The 14,200-nt window shown below is 70.6% G+C and carries 15 protein-coding genes; 10 read left to right on the forward strand and 5 right to left on the reverse strand.

Annotated elements, in window-relative coordinates; all coding sequences use genetic code 11:
- Positions 1 to 53 precede the first annotated feature (53 nt).
- The 4 genes from MJQ72_RS32160 (at position 54) to MJQ72_RS32175 (ending at position 4,334) form a co-directional block, all read left to right on the forward strand.
- Positions 54 to 1,205, forward strand: coding sequence for a dihydrodipicolinate synthase family protein (locus MJQ72_RS32160; protein WP_240594748.1), 1,152 nt, complete (start codon positions 54 to 56; stop codon positions 1,203 to 1,205).
- Positions 1,205 to 2,011 (forward strand): sugar phosphate isomerase/epimerase, encoded by an 807-nt coding sequence (locus tag MJQ72_RS32165; protein WP_240594749.1) that lies wholly within the window; start codon positions 1,205 to 1,207, stop codon positions 2,009 to 2,011. The genes MJQ72_RS32160 and MJQ72_RS32165 overlap by 1 nt, the downstream gene beginning before the upstream one ends.
- Positions 2,012 to 2,080: 69 nt before the next feature.
- Positions 2,081 to 3,553, forward strand: a complete 1,473-nt coding sequence (locus tag MJQ72_RS32170) for a nitrilase-related carbon-nitrogen hydrolase (RefSeq protein ID WP_240594750.1) — start codon at positions 2,081 to 2,083, stop codon at positions 3,551 to 3,553.
- A gap of 76 nt (positions 3,554 to 3,629) precedes the next feature.
- Positions 3,630 to 4,334: a response regulator transcription factor gene (locus tag MJQ72_RS32175; protein WP_240594751.1), complete on the forward strand. Its 705-nt coding sequence runs from the start codon at positions 3,630 to 3,632 to the stop codon at positions 4,332 to 4,334.
- 162 nt (positions 4,335 to 4,496) lie between these two features.
- On the opposite strand, the gene MJQ72_RS32180 is transcribed toward MJQ72_RS32175, so the two are convergent.
- Genes MJQ72_RS32180 through MJQ72_RS32190 form a run of 3 tightly spaced genes read right to left on the reverse strand, consistent with a single transcriptional unit; the run spans position 4,497 to position 6,780 of the window.
- Positions 4,497 to 5,612 carry an ABC transporter permease gene (locus MJQ72_RS32180; RefSeq protein WP_240594752.1) on the reverse strand — a complete coding sequence of 372 codons (1,116 nt, stop codon included), beginning with the start codon at positions 5,610 to 5,612 and terminating at the stop codon, positions 4,497 to 4,499.
- Positions 5,609 to 6,268, reverse strand: a complete 660-nt coding sequence (locus MJQ72_RS32185) for an ATP-binding cassette domain-containing protein (RefSeq protein ID WP_240594753.1) — start codon at positions 6,266 to 6,268, stop codon at positions 5,609 to 5,611. The genes MJQ72_RS32180 and MJQ72_RS32185 overlap by 4 nt, the downstream gene beginning before the upstream one ends.
- Positions 6,265 to 6,780 (reverse strand): lipoprotein ABC transporter ATP-binding protein, encoded by a 516-nt coding sequence (locus MJQ72_RS32190; protein ID WP_240594754.1) that lies wholly within the window; start codon positions 6,778 to 6,780, stop codon positions 6,265 to 6,267. The genes MJQ72_RS32185 and MJQ72_RS32190 overlap by 4 nt, the downstream gene beginning before the upstream one ends.
- A gap of 77 nt (positions 6,781 to 6,857) precedes the next feature.
- On the opposite strand from MJQ72_RS32190, the gene MJQ72_RS32195 reads away from it, so the two are divergent.
- Positions 6,858 to 8,222, forward strand: coding sequence for a HAMP domain-containing sensor histidine kinase (locus MJQ72_RS32195; protein ID WP_240594755.1), 1,365 nt, complete (start codon positions 6,858 to 6,860; stop codon positions 8,220 to 8,222).
- A gap of 200 nt (positions 8,223 to 8,422) precedes the next feature.
- Positions 8,423 to 9,043, forward strand: a complete 621-nt coding sequence (locus MJQ72_RS32200; RefSeq protein ID WP_240594756.1) for a TetR/AcrR family transcriptional regulator — start codon at positions 8,423 to 8,425, stop codon at positions 9,041 to 9,043.
- A gap of 100 nt (positions 9,044 to 9,143) precedes the next feature.
- Here MJQ72_RS32200 and MJQ72_RS32205 read toward each other — a convergent pair whose 3' ends face one another.
- Positions 9,144 to 9,881 (reverse strand): TetR/AcrR family transcriptional regulator, encoded by a 738-nt coding sequence (locus MJQ72_RS32205; protein ID WP_038517628.1) that lies wholly within the window; start codon positions 9,879 to 9,881, stop codon positions 9,144 to 9,146.
- Positions 9,882 to 9,942: 61 nt separating this feature from the next.
- Between MJQ72_RS32205 and MJQ72_RS32210 the strand changes: the two genes are divergently transcribed.
- Positions 9,943 to 10,812 (forward strand): alpha/beta fold hydrolase, encoded by an 870-nt coding sequence (locus MJQ72_RS32210; protein WP_240594757.1) that lies wholly within the window; start codon positions 9,943 to 9,945, stop codon positions 10,810 to 10,812.
- 92 nt (positions 10,813 to 10,904) lie between these two features.
- Positions 10,905 to 11,378, forward strand: a complete 474-nt coding sequence (locus MJQ72_RS32215) for a hypothetical protein (RefSeq protein WP_240594758.1) — start codon at positions 10,905 to 10,907, stop codon at positions 11,376 to 11,378.
- Here MJQ72_RS32215 and MJQ72_RS32220 read toward each other — a convergent pair.
- Positions 11,327 to 12,802: a carotenoid oxygenase family protein gene (locus MJQ72_RS32220; protein WP_240594759.1), complete on the reverse strand. Its 1,476-nt coding sequence runs from the start codon at positions 12,800 to 12,802 to the stop codon at positions 11,327 to 11,329. The two genes, MJQ72_RS32215 and MJQ72_RS32220, sit on opposite strands and share 52 nt — an antisense overlap.
- Positions 12,803 to 12,932: 130 nt before the next feature.
- Here MJQ72_RS32220 and MJQ72_RS32225 point away from each other — a divergent pair, with 130 nt between their 5' ends.
- Both MJQ72_RS32225 and MJQ72_RS32230 read left to right on the forward strand, forming a co-directional pair.
- On the forward strand, positions 12,933 to 13,898 hold the full coding sequence (locus MJQ72_RS32225) for a helix-turn-helix domain-containing protein (protein WP_240594760.1): 966 nt from the start codon (positions 12,933 to 12,935) through the stop codon (positions 13,896 to 13,898).
- 74 nt (positions 13,899 to 13,972) lie between these two features.
- Entirely contained in the window at positions 13,973 to 14,161 is a 189-nt protein-coding gene (locus MJQ72_RS32230; RefSeq protein ID WP_016332157.1) for a DUF5302 domain-containing protein, read from the forward strand.
- Positions 14,162 to 14,200: the final 39 nt, after the last annotated feature.

Below are 14,200 nucleotides of genomic sequence, written 5' to 3' on the forward strand. Positions count from 1 at the left end.
GACTTAACGTGGTCCGAGAAAGCGCTTTCTCGCACCCGTGCCACGGAGACCCGATGACCTTGATCGACCTTCCCACCGTCGACGGCGGACTGGTGGAGTGGACGCCGCGAGGGGCGGCGACGCCCGCGAAACCGGCCTCGCCGCCGACCTCCCGGATCGCCTACGCGGCCGCGCACGTGGTCGCCGACCCGCTCGCCGCCGCGGACCCCGAAGAGGGCGCCGTGCTGGACTGGGACACCACACTCGCCTTCCGTGAGCACCTGTGGTCCTGCGGCCTCGGCGTCGCCGAAGCCATGGACACCGCGCAGCGCGGGATGGGCCTGGACTGGGCCACCACCAAGGACCTGATCCGCCGCACCGGGGCGCTCGCCGCCGGGCGGCCGTGGGTGGCGGGCGTCGGCACCGATCAGCTCCCCGCCGGCGCGGCCACCGCCGAGTCCATTGTGGACGCTTGGCGCGAACAGCTGGAGCTGGTCGGCGAGGCGGGCGCGATCCCGGTCGTGATGGCCAGCCGCGCGCTCGCCGCGTCGGCCTCCGGGCCCGAGGATTACCATGCCGCGTACGGAAAACTGCTCTCGGTCGCGGACCGTCCGGTCCTGCTGCACTGGCTGGGCGAGCAGTTCGACCCGGCGCTGGCCGGCTACTGGGGCCACGGTGACGTCCGCAAGGCGGCCGAGGAACTGGGCAGGCTCTGCGCCGAGCACGCGGGCGTGATCGCCGGGGTCAAGGTTTCCGTGCTCGACGCGTCGATCGAGACCGAATTCCGCCGGGCACTGCCCGAAGGCGTCAGGTGCTACACCGGCGACGACTTCAACTATCCGGAGCTCATCGCCGGGGACGACCAGGGCCACAGCGAAGCCCTGCTGGGCATTTTCGACGCCGTCGCGCAGGTCGCCGGTGCCGCGCTCGCCCGGCTCGACGAAGGCGACAAGGCCGGTTTCCACGGCTTGCTCGACCCGACGGTCGCGCTGAGCCGGGCCATCTTCCGGGCACCGACCAGGAACTACAAAACCGGCGTCGTCTTCCTCGCCTACCTCAACGGGCATCAGGACCATTTCCGCATGGTCGCCGGCCGCGAGTCGGCCAGGTCCATCACACATCTGGCCGAACTGCTGCGCCTGGCCGACGCCGCGGGCGCGCTCGCCGACCCGGATCTCGCCGTCGCGCGGATGCGGCCGCTGCTGGCCGCGGCGGGGGTGGCCTGATGGACCGGTTGAGCCTGAACCAGATCACCACAAAGGCGTGGTCGCTGCCGGAGGCCGTCGCGGGCTGCGCCGAGGCGGGCGTCCGCTGGATCGGCCTGTGGCGGGACAAGGTCGCCGAGACCGGCGTCGAGGAGACCGCGCGGCTGCTCAAGGAGTACGACGTCGGTGTGTCGTCGTTGTGCCGTGGCGGTTTCTTCACCGGGGTCACCCCGGAAGGATCCCCTGTGGACGGTGTCGCGCAGACCAGGGAGGCGATCGACGAAGCCGCTGCGCTCGGTGCGGACGTCCTCGTACTGGTCGTCGGCGGGGTGAACGGCGACCTCGCCTCGTCGCGGCAGCGCGTCGCGGACGCGGTCGGCGAGCTGGCGCCGTACGCCGGTGAGCGCGGGGTCCGGCTCGGCCTGGAACCGTTGCACCCCATGCAGTGCGCCGAACGCTCGGTCCTGTCCACTGTGGACCAGGCGCTGGCGATCGCGCGGGAGCATCCGGCGGACCAGGTCGGCGTGATCGTCGACGAGTTCCACGTGTGGTGGGACCCGCGGATCGAGGAGTCGATCGCCGCGGCGGCGGGCCGCATCGCCGGATTCCACGTCTGCGACCAGAAAGTGCCCCTGACCGACACCTTGCTGGGCCGCGCGCTGCCCGGCGACGGCCCGATCGACCACCGGCACCTGAAGGCGTGCGTCGAGGCCGCCGGCTACACCGGCCCGATCGAGGTCGAGGTGTTCGACGCCGACCTCTGGCGCGCCCCCGGCGGCGAGGTGCTCGCGGAAACCATCCAGGCCTACCGCGACCACGTTTCCTGACGAAAGTAAGGGTCGCCCGCTGCCCTAGGTCCGCTGTCCGGGCGGCCGTGGTTCCCTACCGTTCGCGGCATGAAACCACGGCTGCTCTGGTGGCTGGGCACAGCGTTGCTGTTGCTCGCCGTCCACACCGACTGGAACGTGCCGCTCGCGGCCTGGGTGTTCCCGGTCTTCCTCCTCCGCTACGCCCGCCTGGTACCCACGCGCCGCGCGATCCTGTTCGTGGGCCTGTCCCTGCTGATCGGGCAGCTGTTCTGGCTCGGTGTCACGAGTCTGCTCTTCGTGCTGTCCGCTCTGCTCGCCTTCACCTTGCTCGCGGTTCTGCAGACGACGGCCTTCCTGGCCGATCGCCTGTTCGCCGACCGCGCCGGTCCGGTGAGGACACTGGTGTTCCCGGTGACGCTCGTCGCCGGTGAATACCTCTTCACGGTGATCACCGGGTTCGGCGACTTCGGCGCGCTCGGCAGCACCCAGTCCACGAACCTGCCGCTGCTCCAGACGGCGTCCGTGACCGGCGTGTACGGCCTCACGTTCGTCCTGGCGTGGTTCGCCTCGGTGGCGAACACCGTTTGGGCGGAAGGGTGGCGGCCGGTCAAGCGCACGGTCGTCGTCCACCTTTGCCTGCTCGGCGTGGTGTTCGCGGCGGGAGGCGCGCGGTTGCTGTTCGACGCCCCCACGACGAAGACGGTGCGGGTCGCGGGGATCAGCCCGTCGGCCGAGGCGGACCGGTCGAGCTCCGAGGCGCTGGAGCGGATCGGCGTGAAGTATTGGCGTGCCGGGGAAGTCGCCTCCGCCGACCCGGTCGCGGTCGGCGCGGCGTTCGCGCCGGTCACCGACGATCTCGTGACGAGGACCCGGCAGCAGGCGTCCGCTGGGGCGAAGATCGTGCTCTGGCCGGAAACACACGCGAGTGTGCTGGAACGCGACCAGGCGGCACTGCTCGCCCGCGTCGGCACCGAAGCGAAGCAGGCGGGGATCCACGTCGGTCTCGCGTACGCGCTCTACACCGCACAGGCTCCGTACATCCGCAACGTGGCCGTGCTCGTCGGGCCGTCCGGCGAGGTGCTGTGGACCTACGACAAGACGCATCCGACCCCGATGGAGCCGATGACACCCGGCCCGGGCGTCGTCCCGACCGCGGATTCGCCGTACGGCCGGATCGCGTCGGTCATCTGCTACGACGCGGATTTCCCCGGCCTGATGCGCCAAGCCGCGGACAAGGGGACCTCGCTGATGCTCGTGCCTGCCAACGACTGGCCGGGATTCGGCTCGTTGCACGCGGAAAAGGCCGTCTTCCGCGCGGTGGAGAACGGATACTCGCTCTTCCGGCACTCCACCCACGGGAATTCCACAGCTGTGGACGGTCAAGGCCGGGTGCTCGGGCACGCCGGCTACTACCGCACCGATCAGCAGACGCTCGTCGCCGATCTGCCGGTGCAGCCGAGAACACAGACCGTGTACGGCCGTGTCGGTGACGTGTTCGCCTGGCTGTGCCTCGCCGCGGCCGCGCTCTGTCCTTTATGGACATACCGAAGGAAACGTTAGCGCCCCGTTACGTCAGGCGTGGTGTTCCTAACGTCTCAGCCGAAAAGAACAGTGTTCAACGGTTAAGCTGCCCCGCATGCCGAAACTGCTGGTGGTGGAAGACGACGACGCGATCGGCGGCGTCCTCGAATCGACCCTCCGTCTGCACGGCTACGAGGTTTCCTGGCAGCGCGACGGCCGCACCGCGCTCGCGGCCGCGGCGGACGGCGACATCGACTTCGTCCTGCTCGACCTCGGGCTGCCGGATCTGGACGGGGTCGAGGTCTGCCGTCGGCTGCGGGCGGAGCTGCCCGGCGCCGTCCTGGTCATCCTCACCGCGCGGCAGGAGGAGATGGACGTCGTCGTGGGCCTGGAGGCCGGCGCCGACGACTACCTCACCAAACCCATCCGGCTCGGCGAACTGCTCGCCAGGGTGCGGGCGCATCTGCGGCGCGGGACCGCTCCGCCGGAGAGCAGGCCCGCGATCGCCATCGGCTACCTGCGGGTGGACACCGCCGGCCGCCGGGTCAGCGTCGGCGGACGGGAGATCGCGTTGCGGGCCAAGGAGTTCGACCTGCTCGCCCGGCTGGCCGAGCAGCCGGGCGTCGCGGTCAGCCGCGACACCCTGATGTCCGAGGTGTGGGACGCGCACTGGTACGGCTCCACGAAGACGCTCGACGTCCACATCGCGGCGCTGCGCCGGAAGCTGACCGAATCGGCGCCCACGCCCGAGCAGGCACCCAGGATCTCGACCCTGCGGGGCCACGGCTACCGCCTCGAACAACCCTTCGAGAGTCAGTAGTCGCGCGATACGCGTGACTGGATGAACGACACTCGTGATCAGACGGACGACACGCGTGACTGAAGGGACGACACGCGAGCGGCCGGTTCCCCGTCCGTCCAGTCACGCGTGTCGTCCTGCTGGACACGCGTGTCGTCCATCTGATCACGCGGATCACCGTCGCTAGTAGTCGCGCAGGTCGGACACCTCGTCGCGGGCGGCGAGCTGCGCGATCCGCGCCGACGCCGCCACGCACGACACGATCACCACCACCGCCAGCAGCCCGAAGTAGCCGTGCGGCGAAGGCACCCTTTCCACCTTCGAGACGAAGACGAACAGCACGCCCAGCAGATGCCCGGCGATCAGGCCGCCGCCGCCGACCACCAGCGCGTCGCCCGCGATGAACGCCGCCACCTGCCGCCGTTTCCCGCCGAGCGTGCTCACGATCAGCAGATCGCGGCGACGTTCGTTGAGCGCCGCCCCGAACGACGGCCCGGCCGCGGCGGCCGCGAGGATCAGCGAGGCGATCAGGTCCACCTCGGCCTCGCCGCAGCCGTCCCTGGTGAGGGCGGTCGCCATGGCGAACGCCACCGCCAGCGCGACCAGCACCACCGACCGCGCCAGTAGCGCGCTCCGCCACGAAATGGACAGCGCGATCACGCCCGCCAGCCCCGAAACGAGCGGCCGGAGTATCCCGCCGATCGCCCGCTTCCCCTTCCGCAGCCCCAGCTCCACCAGCCGCCACAGCAGCATCGTGCCGCCCGCCCAGCCGAACAGCGGCCAGACGAAGGCGAGCGCGAGCAGGATGACGTCGAGGCCGTAGGGCGACCACCAGGGCGGCCCGCCGTCGGCCGGGACGAAATACCACTCACGCAGCACCGGGGGCAGGATGGCGAGTGCCGCGACGAGCAGCCCCGCGAGCAGCAAGAGAACGATTTCCCGGACGATCGCCAAACCCGTGCCGGTCGAGTAACCACAGACCAGGGACAGGGTCACCCCGGCCACGCCGCCGGCCAGCCCGGCCGCCGCGGCCTCGGCGGCGGCCAGGCCGAACACCTGCCCGCCGGTGGCGCCGCGGGCACGCAGCAGGTCCTGATCCGCCCGCAGCACCCTCGCCGAGGGGGTGGCCAGCAGCACCACGAGCACCATCGCGGGGATCCAGCGCGGTGCCGGGGCCCAGGTCCAGTCGTGCACCGCGAGCAGCGTGGTGACGATCGCGACCCCGGCCGCGGGCACGCCGAGCCTGGCGGGGCGCACCCGCGCGATCCCGCCGACCCACAAGGTCATCGCCGCGATCACGGGTCCAGCACCAGCTTCCCGTCGACCATGGCCCAATGTTCGCCGAAGAGTCCGGCGGGGGCAGGCTCGGCCGTGGCCACCAGCAGCCCGGCGGCCAGCTGGTCCGCGGCGCGTACCAGCCTGCCGAGGAGCCGCTCGCCCTCGCGCCGGTCGAGCCAGCCCGCCGGGTCGTCGGCGAGGATCAGTTTCGGCGCGGGCGCGAGCGCCCTGGCCAGGACGGCGAGCCGGATCTGCTCGCCGGTCAGGTCGCGGGGCGCCTTCTTGGCGAAGCCGTCGAGGCCGACGAGCTCCAGAGCGCCGTCGACGGCGTCACGGACCGCCGTGCCGGTCCGCCCGGCGAGCACGAGCGGCAGCGCGACGTTGAGCCGGACGTCGAGGTCGCGCAGCAGCCCGCCGTCCTGCAGCACCAGGCCGATCAGGTCGGGCCCCGGCGGCGACGGCTCGAAGGCGGGCCAGTCGACGGTGCCCGCGGTCGGCTTCTTCATCCCGGCGAGCAGATGCAGCAGCGTGGTCTTCCCGGCGCCCGCCCTGCCGGTCACCACCGCGCGGGTCTCCGCGGCGATCACGCAGGTGACGCCGTGCACGGCGACCACGGCGGTCAGCCCGGAACCGTAGGTGTGCGCCAGCTCGTCGGCGCGGACGAGTGGCGCCGTCACGCCACTCTCACGATCCGCTGCGCGGCCGCCGCGATCTCGGGGTCGCGGGTCGCCACGACGACGGCCGTCCCGCGGGCCGCGACGGCGCACAGCAGATCCATGAGTTCGAGCGCGGCGAGCCCGTCGAGTTCACCGGTCGGTTCGTCGGCCAGTACCACCTCGGGCGCCCCGGCCAGTGCGACGGCGACGCCGGCCCGCGCGCTCTCCAGCGCCGACAGCGTGTCCGGGTAGTCGCCTCCCCGCCCGGCCAAGCCGACCAGTTCGAGCAGGTCGTCGGCCGTGCGGAGGGCACGGCGACCGGCGAGCCTGCCCGCCAAGACGACGTTCCGCCCGACGGTGAGGTGATCGAAGAGGTTCCCGCGCCGGAGCAGCACGCCGACCCCGGGAACGCCGATGGAGGCCTCGCCACCTCCGGCGGGCAGCACGGCCACACACTCGCCCGGGACGGCGAACCGGACGAGGGGGACGGATCCGGGCCCCGGGCCTGCCATGACGGCGGCACGTCGGCGCATGGCCCCAAGGTAGAGCGAAGGGGGTCAACATCGCCTTGATCTCAGGTCAACGGACGGCAAAATATCGCGTCGGGCGGGTGATCCTCGCGCTCTTCGGCCACACTCTGAGCGTGCGCCGCCGGATCGTCACCCTCACCGTGCTGGCCGCGGTGCTGGCGATCACCCTGTTCGGGGCGCCGCTGGCCGTCGCGGTCGCCCGGTTCCACGAGGGCAACTCGACCCACGACCTCGAACGGGTCGCCGACACCGTCGTCCTCGGCGTGGCCGGCGACCTGGCCAACGGCCGGATCCCGGAGGTGAGACCGGTCAAGGCGGAGGAAGGCCGGATCCGCGGGATCAGGGTCGCGGTCTACACCCCGACCGGCAGACTCCTGGCGGGCAACGGCCCGGCCAGCGAAGACCGGTTCGTCCGCGAAGCGCACTACACCGACATGGCGACCGGAACCCGCGAGGACGAGGTCGTCCTGGCCGTTCCGGTGCTCAGCGGACCGTCGCTGGTCGGGGTGGTCCGCGCCGCCCATCCCCGGGCGGAACTGGATGCCAAGATCCGCCTGACCTGGCTGAAGATGATCGCGCTCGGCGGGATCGCGATCGGCGCGAGCTGGTTGATCGGGCGCCGGATCGCCACCCGGCTGGCGCGGCCGCTGGAGGATCTGGCCGCCACCGCCGAGCGGCTCGGCGAGGGCGACTTCACCGTCCGCGCCGCCCGGACCGGGGTCCGCGAGATCGATCAGGTCGCCGAAGCCCTCGACGTGACGTCCGAGCGGATCGGCGAGACGCTGGACCGCGAGCGGACCTTCTCCGCCGACGCCTCCCACCAGCTGCGGACGCCCTTGACCGGGCTGCGCCTGCAACTGGAGGCGGCGCTGGAAAGCCCTGACCGCGACCCCTACGCGACGATCCGCGACGGCATCGCCTCGGCCGACCGGCTCGAACGCACCATCGACGATCTGCTGACCCTTGCCAAGCAGACGAGGGCGCCGCGCGCCCGGCTCGACCTGGGCAAACTCTTCGAGGAGATCCGCCAGACCTGGCACGGCCTGCTCGCCGGACGCGGCCGCGCGCTGCGGATCAGCGGCCGTGACGCGCTGCCGGCTCGGGCGGCGGACGCGGCCGTACGGCAGGTGCTCGCCGTGCTGCTGGACAACGCGGCGACCCACGGACGCGGCACGGTGTCCGTGCTGGCGCGCGACGCCGGGGACGCGCTGGCCATCGACGTGAGCGACGAGGGCGCCATCGCGGACGGGCACGATCCGTTCGTGACCGGGGAGCGGTCCGAGGACCACGAAGGCAACGGGATCGGGCTGCGGCTGGCGCGGAGCCTGGCCGAGGCGGAAGGCGGACGGCTGCGGCTGACCAGCCCGGCGCCGACGACGTTCACGCTGCTCCTGCCCGCCGAACGCCCCTCGCCGAAAGAAGAAGGCCCGGGCCTGGCGAGCTAGGGGGGTTACTCGCCAGGCCGGGCCGGTAGGAGACAAACGCGCCCCGACAGCGCGCACGGCATGCCACCTGACTGAAGACGGTAAAGACCAGCGGGCCAACAGACGGTACACGCCGGATTAACTGACACTTTGCTTTTGCGTGTCACAGTGATTCGGCCATCGTCCGGCCGGGCTGAATCGATCGTGGGAAGATTGACCGCATGACCACCGAGCCGGCGCCGAGATGGCGGAGACTGGAACCGGACGAACGCAAGGAGCAGATCTTCGCCTGCGCGGCCCGCCTTTTCGCCGACCGCCCGTACTCGGAAGTGTCCACTTCGGACATCGCGGCGGAGGCCGGGGTCGCCAGGGGGCTGATCAACCATTACTTCGGCACCAAACGCGAGCTCTATCTGGAGATCATCCGGCGGGCGCTGACCGTGCCGCGGCTCGCCGTCGAAATCCTGCCGGAGGGGCCGCTCGAACTGCGTGCCGACGTCGCCATCGACTGGTTCCTCGACATGGTCACCAGCCAGGAGAAGATGTGGCTGGCCGCGATCGCGCCGGAGGGTATCGGCCGCGACCTCGAGGTCGAGCGGATCCTGGAAGAAGCCGATCGCGAATCGGCGGACCGGGTGCTCGAAGCCGTCGGCCTCTCCCGCGAAAGCGAGCACGGGCCGGAGCTGAACGCGCTGGTCCGCGCGTTCGGCGGGATGGTCAAGGCGGCGGGCCGCGAATGGCTCGTGCGCGGTTCGCTCGATCGCGCGCAGGTGCACACCTTGCTCAGCAAATCGCTGGTCACCCTGGTCGGCGACGTCTTCCCCGAGATTCAGCGAGGCTGAACGGGGAGAAGCCCCCGGCACCTCGAGGGGGAGGTTGGTGCCAGGGGCTTCGGGACCGGTGACGAGCACCGGTATTCCTCCACACTACGCCGATTCGCTGTCACGGCTCTGTCAAACGTCCGATTGCGTTCAGCTGGGTGAGCCGGAGTTCGAGTCCGTCCAGGCAGCGCTGCACGGCGTAATGGTAAAGCCGCTCGTAGTAACCGGCCGCGAGGTCGGGGTCCGCGACCAGCTCGGAGATCGACTCGCCCAGCGCCGCCATCCCGGGCAGGTCCTCGCGCGTGCGGTACGCCGCGTAGCCCTCGCATCGGTCGAGCTGGAGCGCCATCGCGCTCTCGCGGTCGTCCTCCATCGCGACGAACTGGCAGGCGGTGGCGAGCAGCAGGTTGTAGGCGAACGGCGCCTCGCCGCCGAAACCCGCCGCGAGCAGGCGGCCGATCCCGGTGTTCATGGTCGGCACGGCGGCGGCGACCGACGGACCGAACAGGGCCAGGCGTCGCGCCGAACCGGGATAGCGGCGCAGCACGGTCCGCACGGTCGGCAGGAATTCGTCGAACCAGTCCCGCCACGACAAGGTCTCGTCGGGCAGCGTCAGTTCGCCGACCACCCGGTCCAGCACCGCGACGACGACCGTGTCCCGGTCGCCGACGTGGTGGTAGACCACCGCGGGATAGGCGTCGACAGCGGCCGCGAGCTGCCGCAGCGTCCAGTTCTCCAGGCCCGACTCGGCCGACAGCTCCAGCGCGGCGTCGACGATCCGGTCCCTGGTGACGGCCGGCCGTCCGGAAGCCGCGCGGGACCTCGGCCGGGAACCCGCGTCTTCGGAGAAAGTCGGCATGCGGGCTACCGTATCCGCATTCGGCTGGTCGGACGGCGGGGGCTTCCGGCAGGATCAGGCCATGCCCCGCGCGCGTGTGAACGGTCTCGAACTCGAGTACGACACCTTCGGCTCCCCCGCGGATCCGCCACTGGTCCTGGTGATGGGACTCGGCGCCCAGATGGTGACGTGGGAGGCCGGCTTCTGCGAACTGCTCGCCGAGGGCGGGTTCCACGTCGTCCGCTTCGACAACCGCGACATCGGTCTCTCGTCCTATCTGGACGATCTGCCCGCGCCCGATCTGGCCGCGCTCGCCGCGGGCGACCTCGCCTCCGCACCGTATCTGCTGTCCGATCTCGCCGCCGACATCACCGGGCTGTTCGACGCGCTCGGATTCGAGCGCGCACACGTCGTCGGCGCGTCGATGGGCGGGATGATCGTGCAGCAGCTCGCGATCGACTCGCCCGAGCGGCTGCTCAGCCTCACGTCGATCATGTCGACCACCGGGGATCCCTCGGTCGGGCATCCGGAGCCCGCCGCGCTCGCCGGACTGACGCGGCCGCCCGCCGCCACCCGGGAGCAGGCGATCGAAGACGGGATCGCGTGGTTCAGGCTCGTGGGTTCGCCCGGTCACCCGTCCGACGAAGAGTTCCTGCGTATGAAGGCCACTCGCAATTACGACCGCGCGAATCACCCCGAGGGCGCGCTGCGGCAGGCCGCCGCCGTCGTCGCTTCGGGTGACCGCACGGCGAAGCTGCGCGACGTCCACGTCCCCACGCTCGTCATCCACGGCGAAAGCGATCCGCTGATCAACGTCAGCGGCGGGAAAGCGACCGCGGAAGCGATCCCGGACGCGGAACTGCTGCTGTTCCCCGGAATGGGGCACGAACTGCCGCGGCAGTTGTGGCCCGCGATCGCCGACGCGATCATCGCGCACGCCCGAAAAGCCTGAGCGGGTCAGGATTCCGTCAAGGTTCCCGGTGGAGGCGTAGGGAACGCGTTCACGCGCGCGGCACGGCCCGTGACGCGGAGTTGACTGGGCGGATGAGGAAACCCGAGTGCTTCGGCTTCCCGTTCGGTTGTGTCGCCGTCGTCGCCGCCGCGTCGGTGGCCGGCCTGCTCGGCTCGGCGCGACATCACGTCTTTTCCTTACTGGCCTTGGGTTTCGTAGTACTCGTCACCGGCGTCGTGACGAGCTTGACCGCGACCGCCGGGACGGCGCTGATCGCCTGGGGTGTCCATTCGGGATTCACCGCCGGGACACTGGGCGCGCTCCAGTTCACCACCGAAACGGGCGTCGCCGCCCTCGTGTTCACCGCCGCGACCGCGTTCGGCGCGCTCGCACGGCGGTTCGTCCGCGACGCCGGGTCCGAGTCGCCCCACCCCCTGGAAGGGGCGACTCGGACACGGCTTTCCGGCCCGGACACACCTGCCCACACCCCTCCGGTGGGCGAATGCGACGGGGATCATCGATCACGGGAAGGTTCCAGCTGGTCCGCCCGGACCCAGGTCGCGTGAAAACCGAGCGGGACACGCTGGGGCAACAGGACCCTGGCCACGGGTCCGGCAGCGAGATCGGCGGCGTCGAAGACGTCCAGCTCCGAGCGCCCCTCACGCTCGTCCTGGACGAAGGTCACCAGATAGCCGTCGGCGGAACCGGCGGCCGCGCCGTCGCGGGGTGCGAACGGCGCCTCACTGCCCCACCGGCCCGGACCGAAACGGTGTTCGGTCTTGACGCCGGCACGATTGTCGTAGCACACCAGGCCGTCGAACTTGAGCGTCGACTCCGGCGAGATGTGCACCGCGTAGGAGAAGCGATTCCGGCCGCCGACCACCCTCGAATCGACGGACGGAAATTCGGTGTTGTCGTCGTCGAGCTGGTTCTCCAGGCACTGGCCGGTCCGGAGGTTGAACCGGTACCGGTGCAGTGAGGCGTCCAGCCGCAGATACGACAGCATCTTGGCGAGCGGGGTGCGCGCGTCTGCCCGCGGTTGCGGGCGCTGGACGCGGCAGACGTCGAGGACGATTTCCTCGCCCTGCTCCCAGGAATTGACGACGTGGTAGATGTAGCACGGGCTGGCTTCGAACCAGCGGATCTGGCTACCGTTACCGTAGCGAGGCAGCACCCCGAAACGGCTCGGCAGCGACCGGTCGAACGACAACCTGTGACGGCCGTTCCGGGCCGCCTCCCTGTCTTGGACCAGCGGTAAGTCCATCAAGACGGCGTGGTTCTCGGTGATCGCCATGTCGTGCGGCAGGCGCGGGCCGGGGAGTTCGATGTCGGTCGTGCTCGCGACCCTGCCGTCCGCGCTGATCACGCCGTAGCGCAGGTACGGCGGCCGCGGCCCGTAGTCGAACCAGAACATCTCGCCGGTGCGCTCGTCGACCTTCGGATGGGCCATCATGTCGCCGACCAGTGTGCCGAGGAAGTCTTCGGCGCCCAGCGTCTCCAGCGAAAGCGGGTCGACCGCGTACGGCGTGCCGCACAGGTACCAGGTGGAGAGCACCTTGCCGCGATGGAAGATCAGGTCGGTATTGGCGCTGTCCTTGATGTTCAGGCCGTGCGTGTTGCCGGACGGGTTGCCCTTGGGCGACTCCATGACGCCCTTCCACAGCGCCTTGCCCGCTTCGGATTCGGCCTCGAAGGCCTTGGTGCGGATCCAGCGGTTGCGGTAACGGGCCTTGCCGTTCTCCAGGTGGACGGCGTGGATCATGCCGTCGCCGTCGAACCAGTGGTAGCGGCCCTCCGGCTCGAACCGGGGGTTCGGCCCGTTGCGCAGGTACACGCCGTTGAGGTCTGCGGGGATCTTGCCGACGACTTCGAGATCGCTCGCGTCGATCTCTTCGCCGACCGGGGCGTACACGCCCATCAGGTACGGGTTGACCTCGGGTTCGCCGGTGGCGGCCGCCACCAGGACCGGTTGCTCGGAGGTGCTCGTCATCGGTACTCCCCGGCTGGTTCGTGTTGACCGATGGCTGAGACACTACGATTGCTGTAGTCAGGTGTCAATAGGCTTCTACTGCTGTAGTCAGTAGTACGCTGACAGCGACACCACCCGCGGAAGGAACCACGTGACAGAGGCGACGGCGCACCGCGTCCGGCCGGCGGGCGATCCGCTGCGCCGGGCGCTCGAACTGCTCGGCGATCAGTGGACCTTGCTGATCCTGCAGAGCCTTTTCCTGCGCTTCCGCCGTTACGAGGAGCTCCGGCTGCGGCTCGGCATCTCCCCCACCGCGTTGTCCGGGCGGCTGCGCGACATGGTCGACGCGGGCGTGCTCGTCCGCACGCCGTACCGGGACGCGCGCCGCACCCGGCACGAGTACCGGCTCACCGGACGAGGCCTCGATCTGTGGCCGCTGCTGATCTCGATCTGGGCGTGGGAACGGGAATGGGTCGAGGGACGGCGTGCCGTACTGCCGACGCTGATCCATCTCGACTGCGAACTGGCCACCTCGGCGCCGCTCGGCTGCGCCTCCTGTGAACGCCGGGTCGACGCCCGCGACGTCCGCGCGCGGCGGCTCGACGACACCGGCGTCGTCGAAGCGACGGCCTCGAAACGCTTCCGCCGCAAGGACGCCGAGTCGCTGGCGGGCGATCCGCTGATGTTCTTCCCGGACACCATGGAACTCCTCGGCGACCGGTGGTCGACCGGGGTCGTGGTGAGCGCCCTGCTCGGGGCACGGCATTTCTCGGAGTTCGAACGCGAACTGGGCATCGGGCCGAGCGTGCTTTCGGGGCGGCTGACGAGACTCGTGGACGCCGGCGTGCTGCGGACCGGGATCGCGAAGACCCGCACCGACGCGCACGACTACCGGCTGACGGCGAAAGGGCTCGCGTTCTTCCCCGCGCTGGCCTTCATCGCCGAATGGTCGCGGGGCTTCGAAGTCCCCGGACAGGAGCCGGACATCACGCTGGAGCACGTGGACTGCGGCCACCGGCTGAAGCCGATCCTGCTGTGCGATCACTGCTGGCGCCCGCTGCTGCGGGACCGGGTCCGGTTCGGCGGCACGGTCCAGCTGCCCGCCCCGCCCAGGTGACGTAAATCGACTCGCCAAGCCGGTCGGTTCCTGACAGGCTGGCGTGGTCACACGTCGTCACCTCGGAGGTAAGAATGACTGAACCCGCACCGTCCCCGGCGGATGGCGAAGAGGACGACACGAAGCGCAAGTTCCGCGAGGCCCTGGAGCGCAAGCAGGCTCAGGCCCGCTCCGGCTCGTCGCACGAGAACGGCGGCGGGAAGAACCTGCACGCGCACGGTCCGGCCGCGAACAAGCGCACCTTCCGTCGCAAGAGCGGCTGAGTCCCCGGCACTGCCCGCTTGTCCGTCCCTCTGGACGAA

The organism is Amycolatopsis sp. EV170708-02-1, assembly GCF_022479115.1.
In the GTDB taxonomy this organism is placed as follows: Bacteria; Actinomycetota; Actinomycetes; order Mycobacteriales; family Pseudonocardiaceae; genus Amycolatopsis.

Excerpts from the sequence above, each read along its gene's own strand:
- MJQ72_RS32190 (WP_240594754.1), bottom strand. The coding sequence starts at position 6,780 with ATGCGCCGACGTGCCGCCGTCATGGCAGGCCCGGGGCCCGGATCCGTC.
- MJQ72_RS32230 (WP_016332157.1), top strand. The coding sequence starts at position 13,973 with ATGACTGAACCCGCACCGTCCCCGGCGGATGGCGAAGAGGACGACACG.
- MJQ72_RS32165 (WP_240594749.1), top strand. The coding sequence starts at position 1,205 with ATGGACCGGTTGAGCCTGAACCAGATCACCACAAAGGCGTGGTCGCTG.
- MJQ72_RS32200 (WP_240594756.1), top strand. The coding sequence starts at position 8,423 with ATGACCACCGAGCCGGCGCCGAGATGGCGGAGACTGGAACCGGACGAA.
- MJQ72_RS32210 (WP_240594757.1), top strand. The coding sequence starts at position 9,943 with ATGCCCCGCGCGCGTGTGAACGGTCTCGAACTCGAGTACGACACCTTC.
- MJQ72_RS32205 (WP_038517628.1), bottom strand. The coding sequence starts at position 9,881 with ATGCCGACTTTCTCCGAAGACGCGGGTTCCCGGCCGAGGTCCCGCGCG.
- MJQ72_RS32215 (WP_240594758.1), top strand. The coding sequence starts at position 10,905 with ATGAGGAAACCCGAGTGCTTCGGCTTCCCGTTCGGTTGTGTCGCCGTC.
- MJQ72_RS32160 (WP_240594748.1), top strand. The coding sequence starts at position 54 with ATGACCTTGATCGACCTTCCCACCGTCGACGGCGGACTGGTGGAGTGG.
- MJQ72_RS32175 (WP_240594751.1), top strand. The coding sequence starts at position 3,630 with ATGCCGAAACTGCTGGTGGTGGAAGACGACGACGCGATCGGCGGCGTC.
- MJQ72_RS32170 (WP_240594750.1), top strand. The coding sequence starts at position 2,081 with ATGAAACCACGGCTGCTCTGGTGGCTGGGCACAGCGTTGCTGTTGCTC.
- MJQ72_RS32220 (WP_240594759.1), bottom strand. The coding sequence starts at position 12,802 with ATGACGAGCACCTCCGAGCAACCGGTCCTGGTGGCGGCCGCCACCGGC.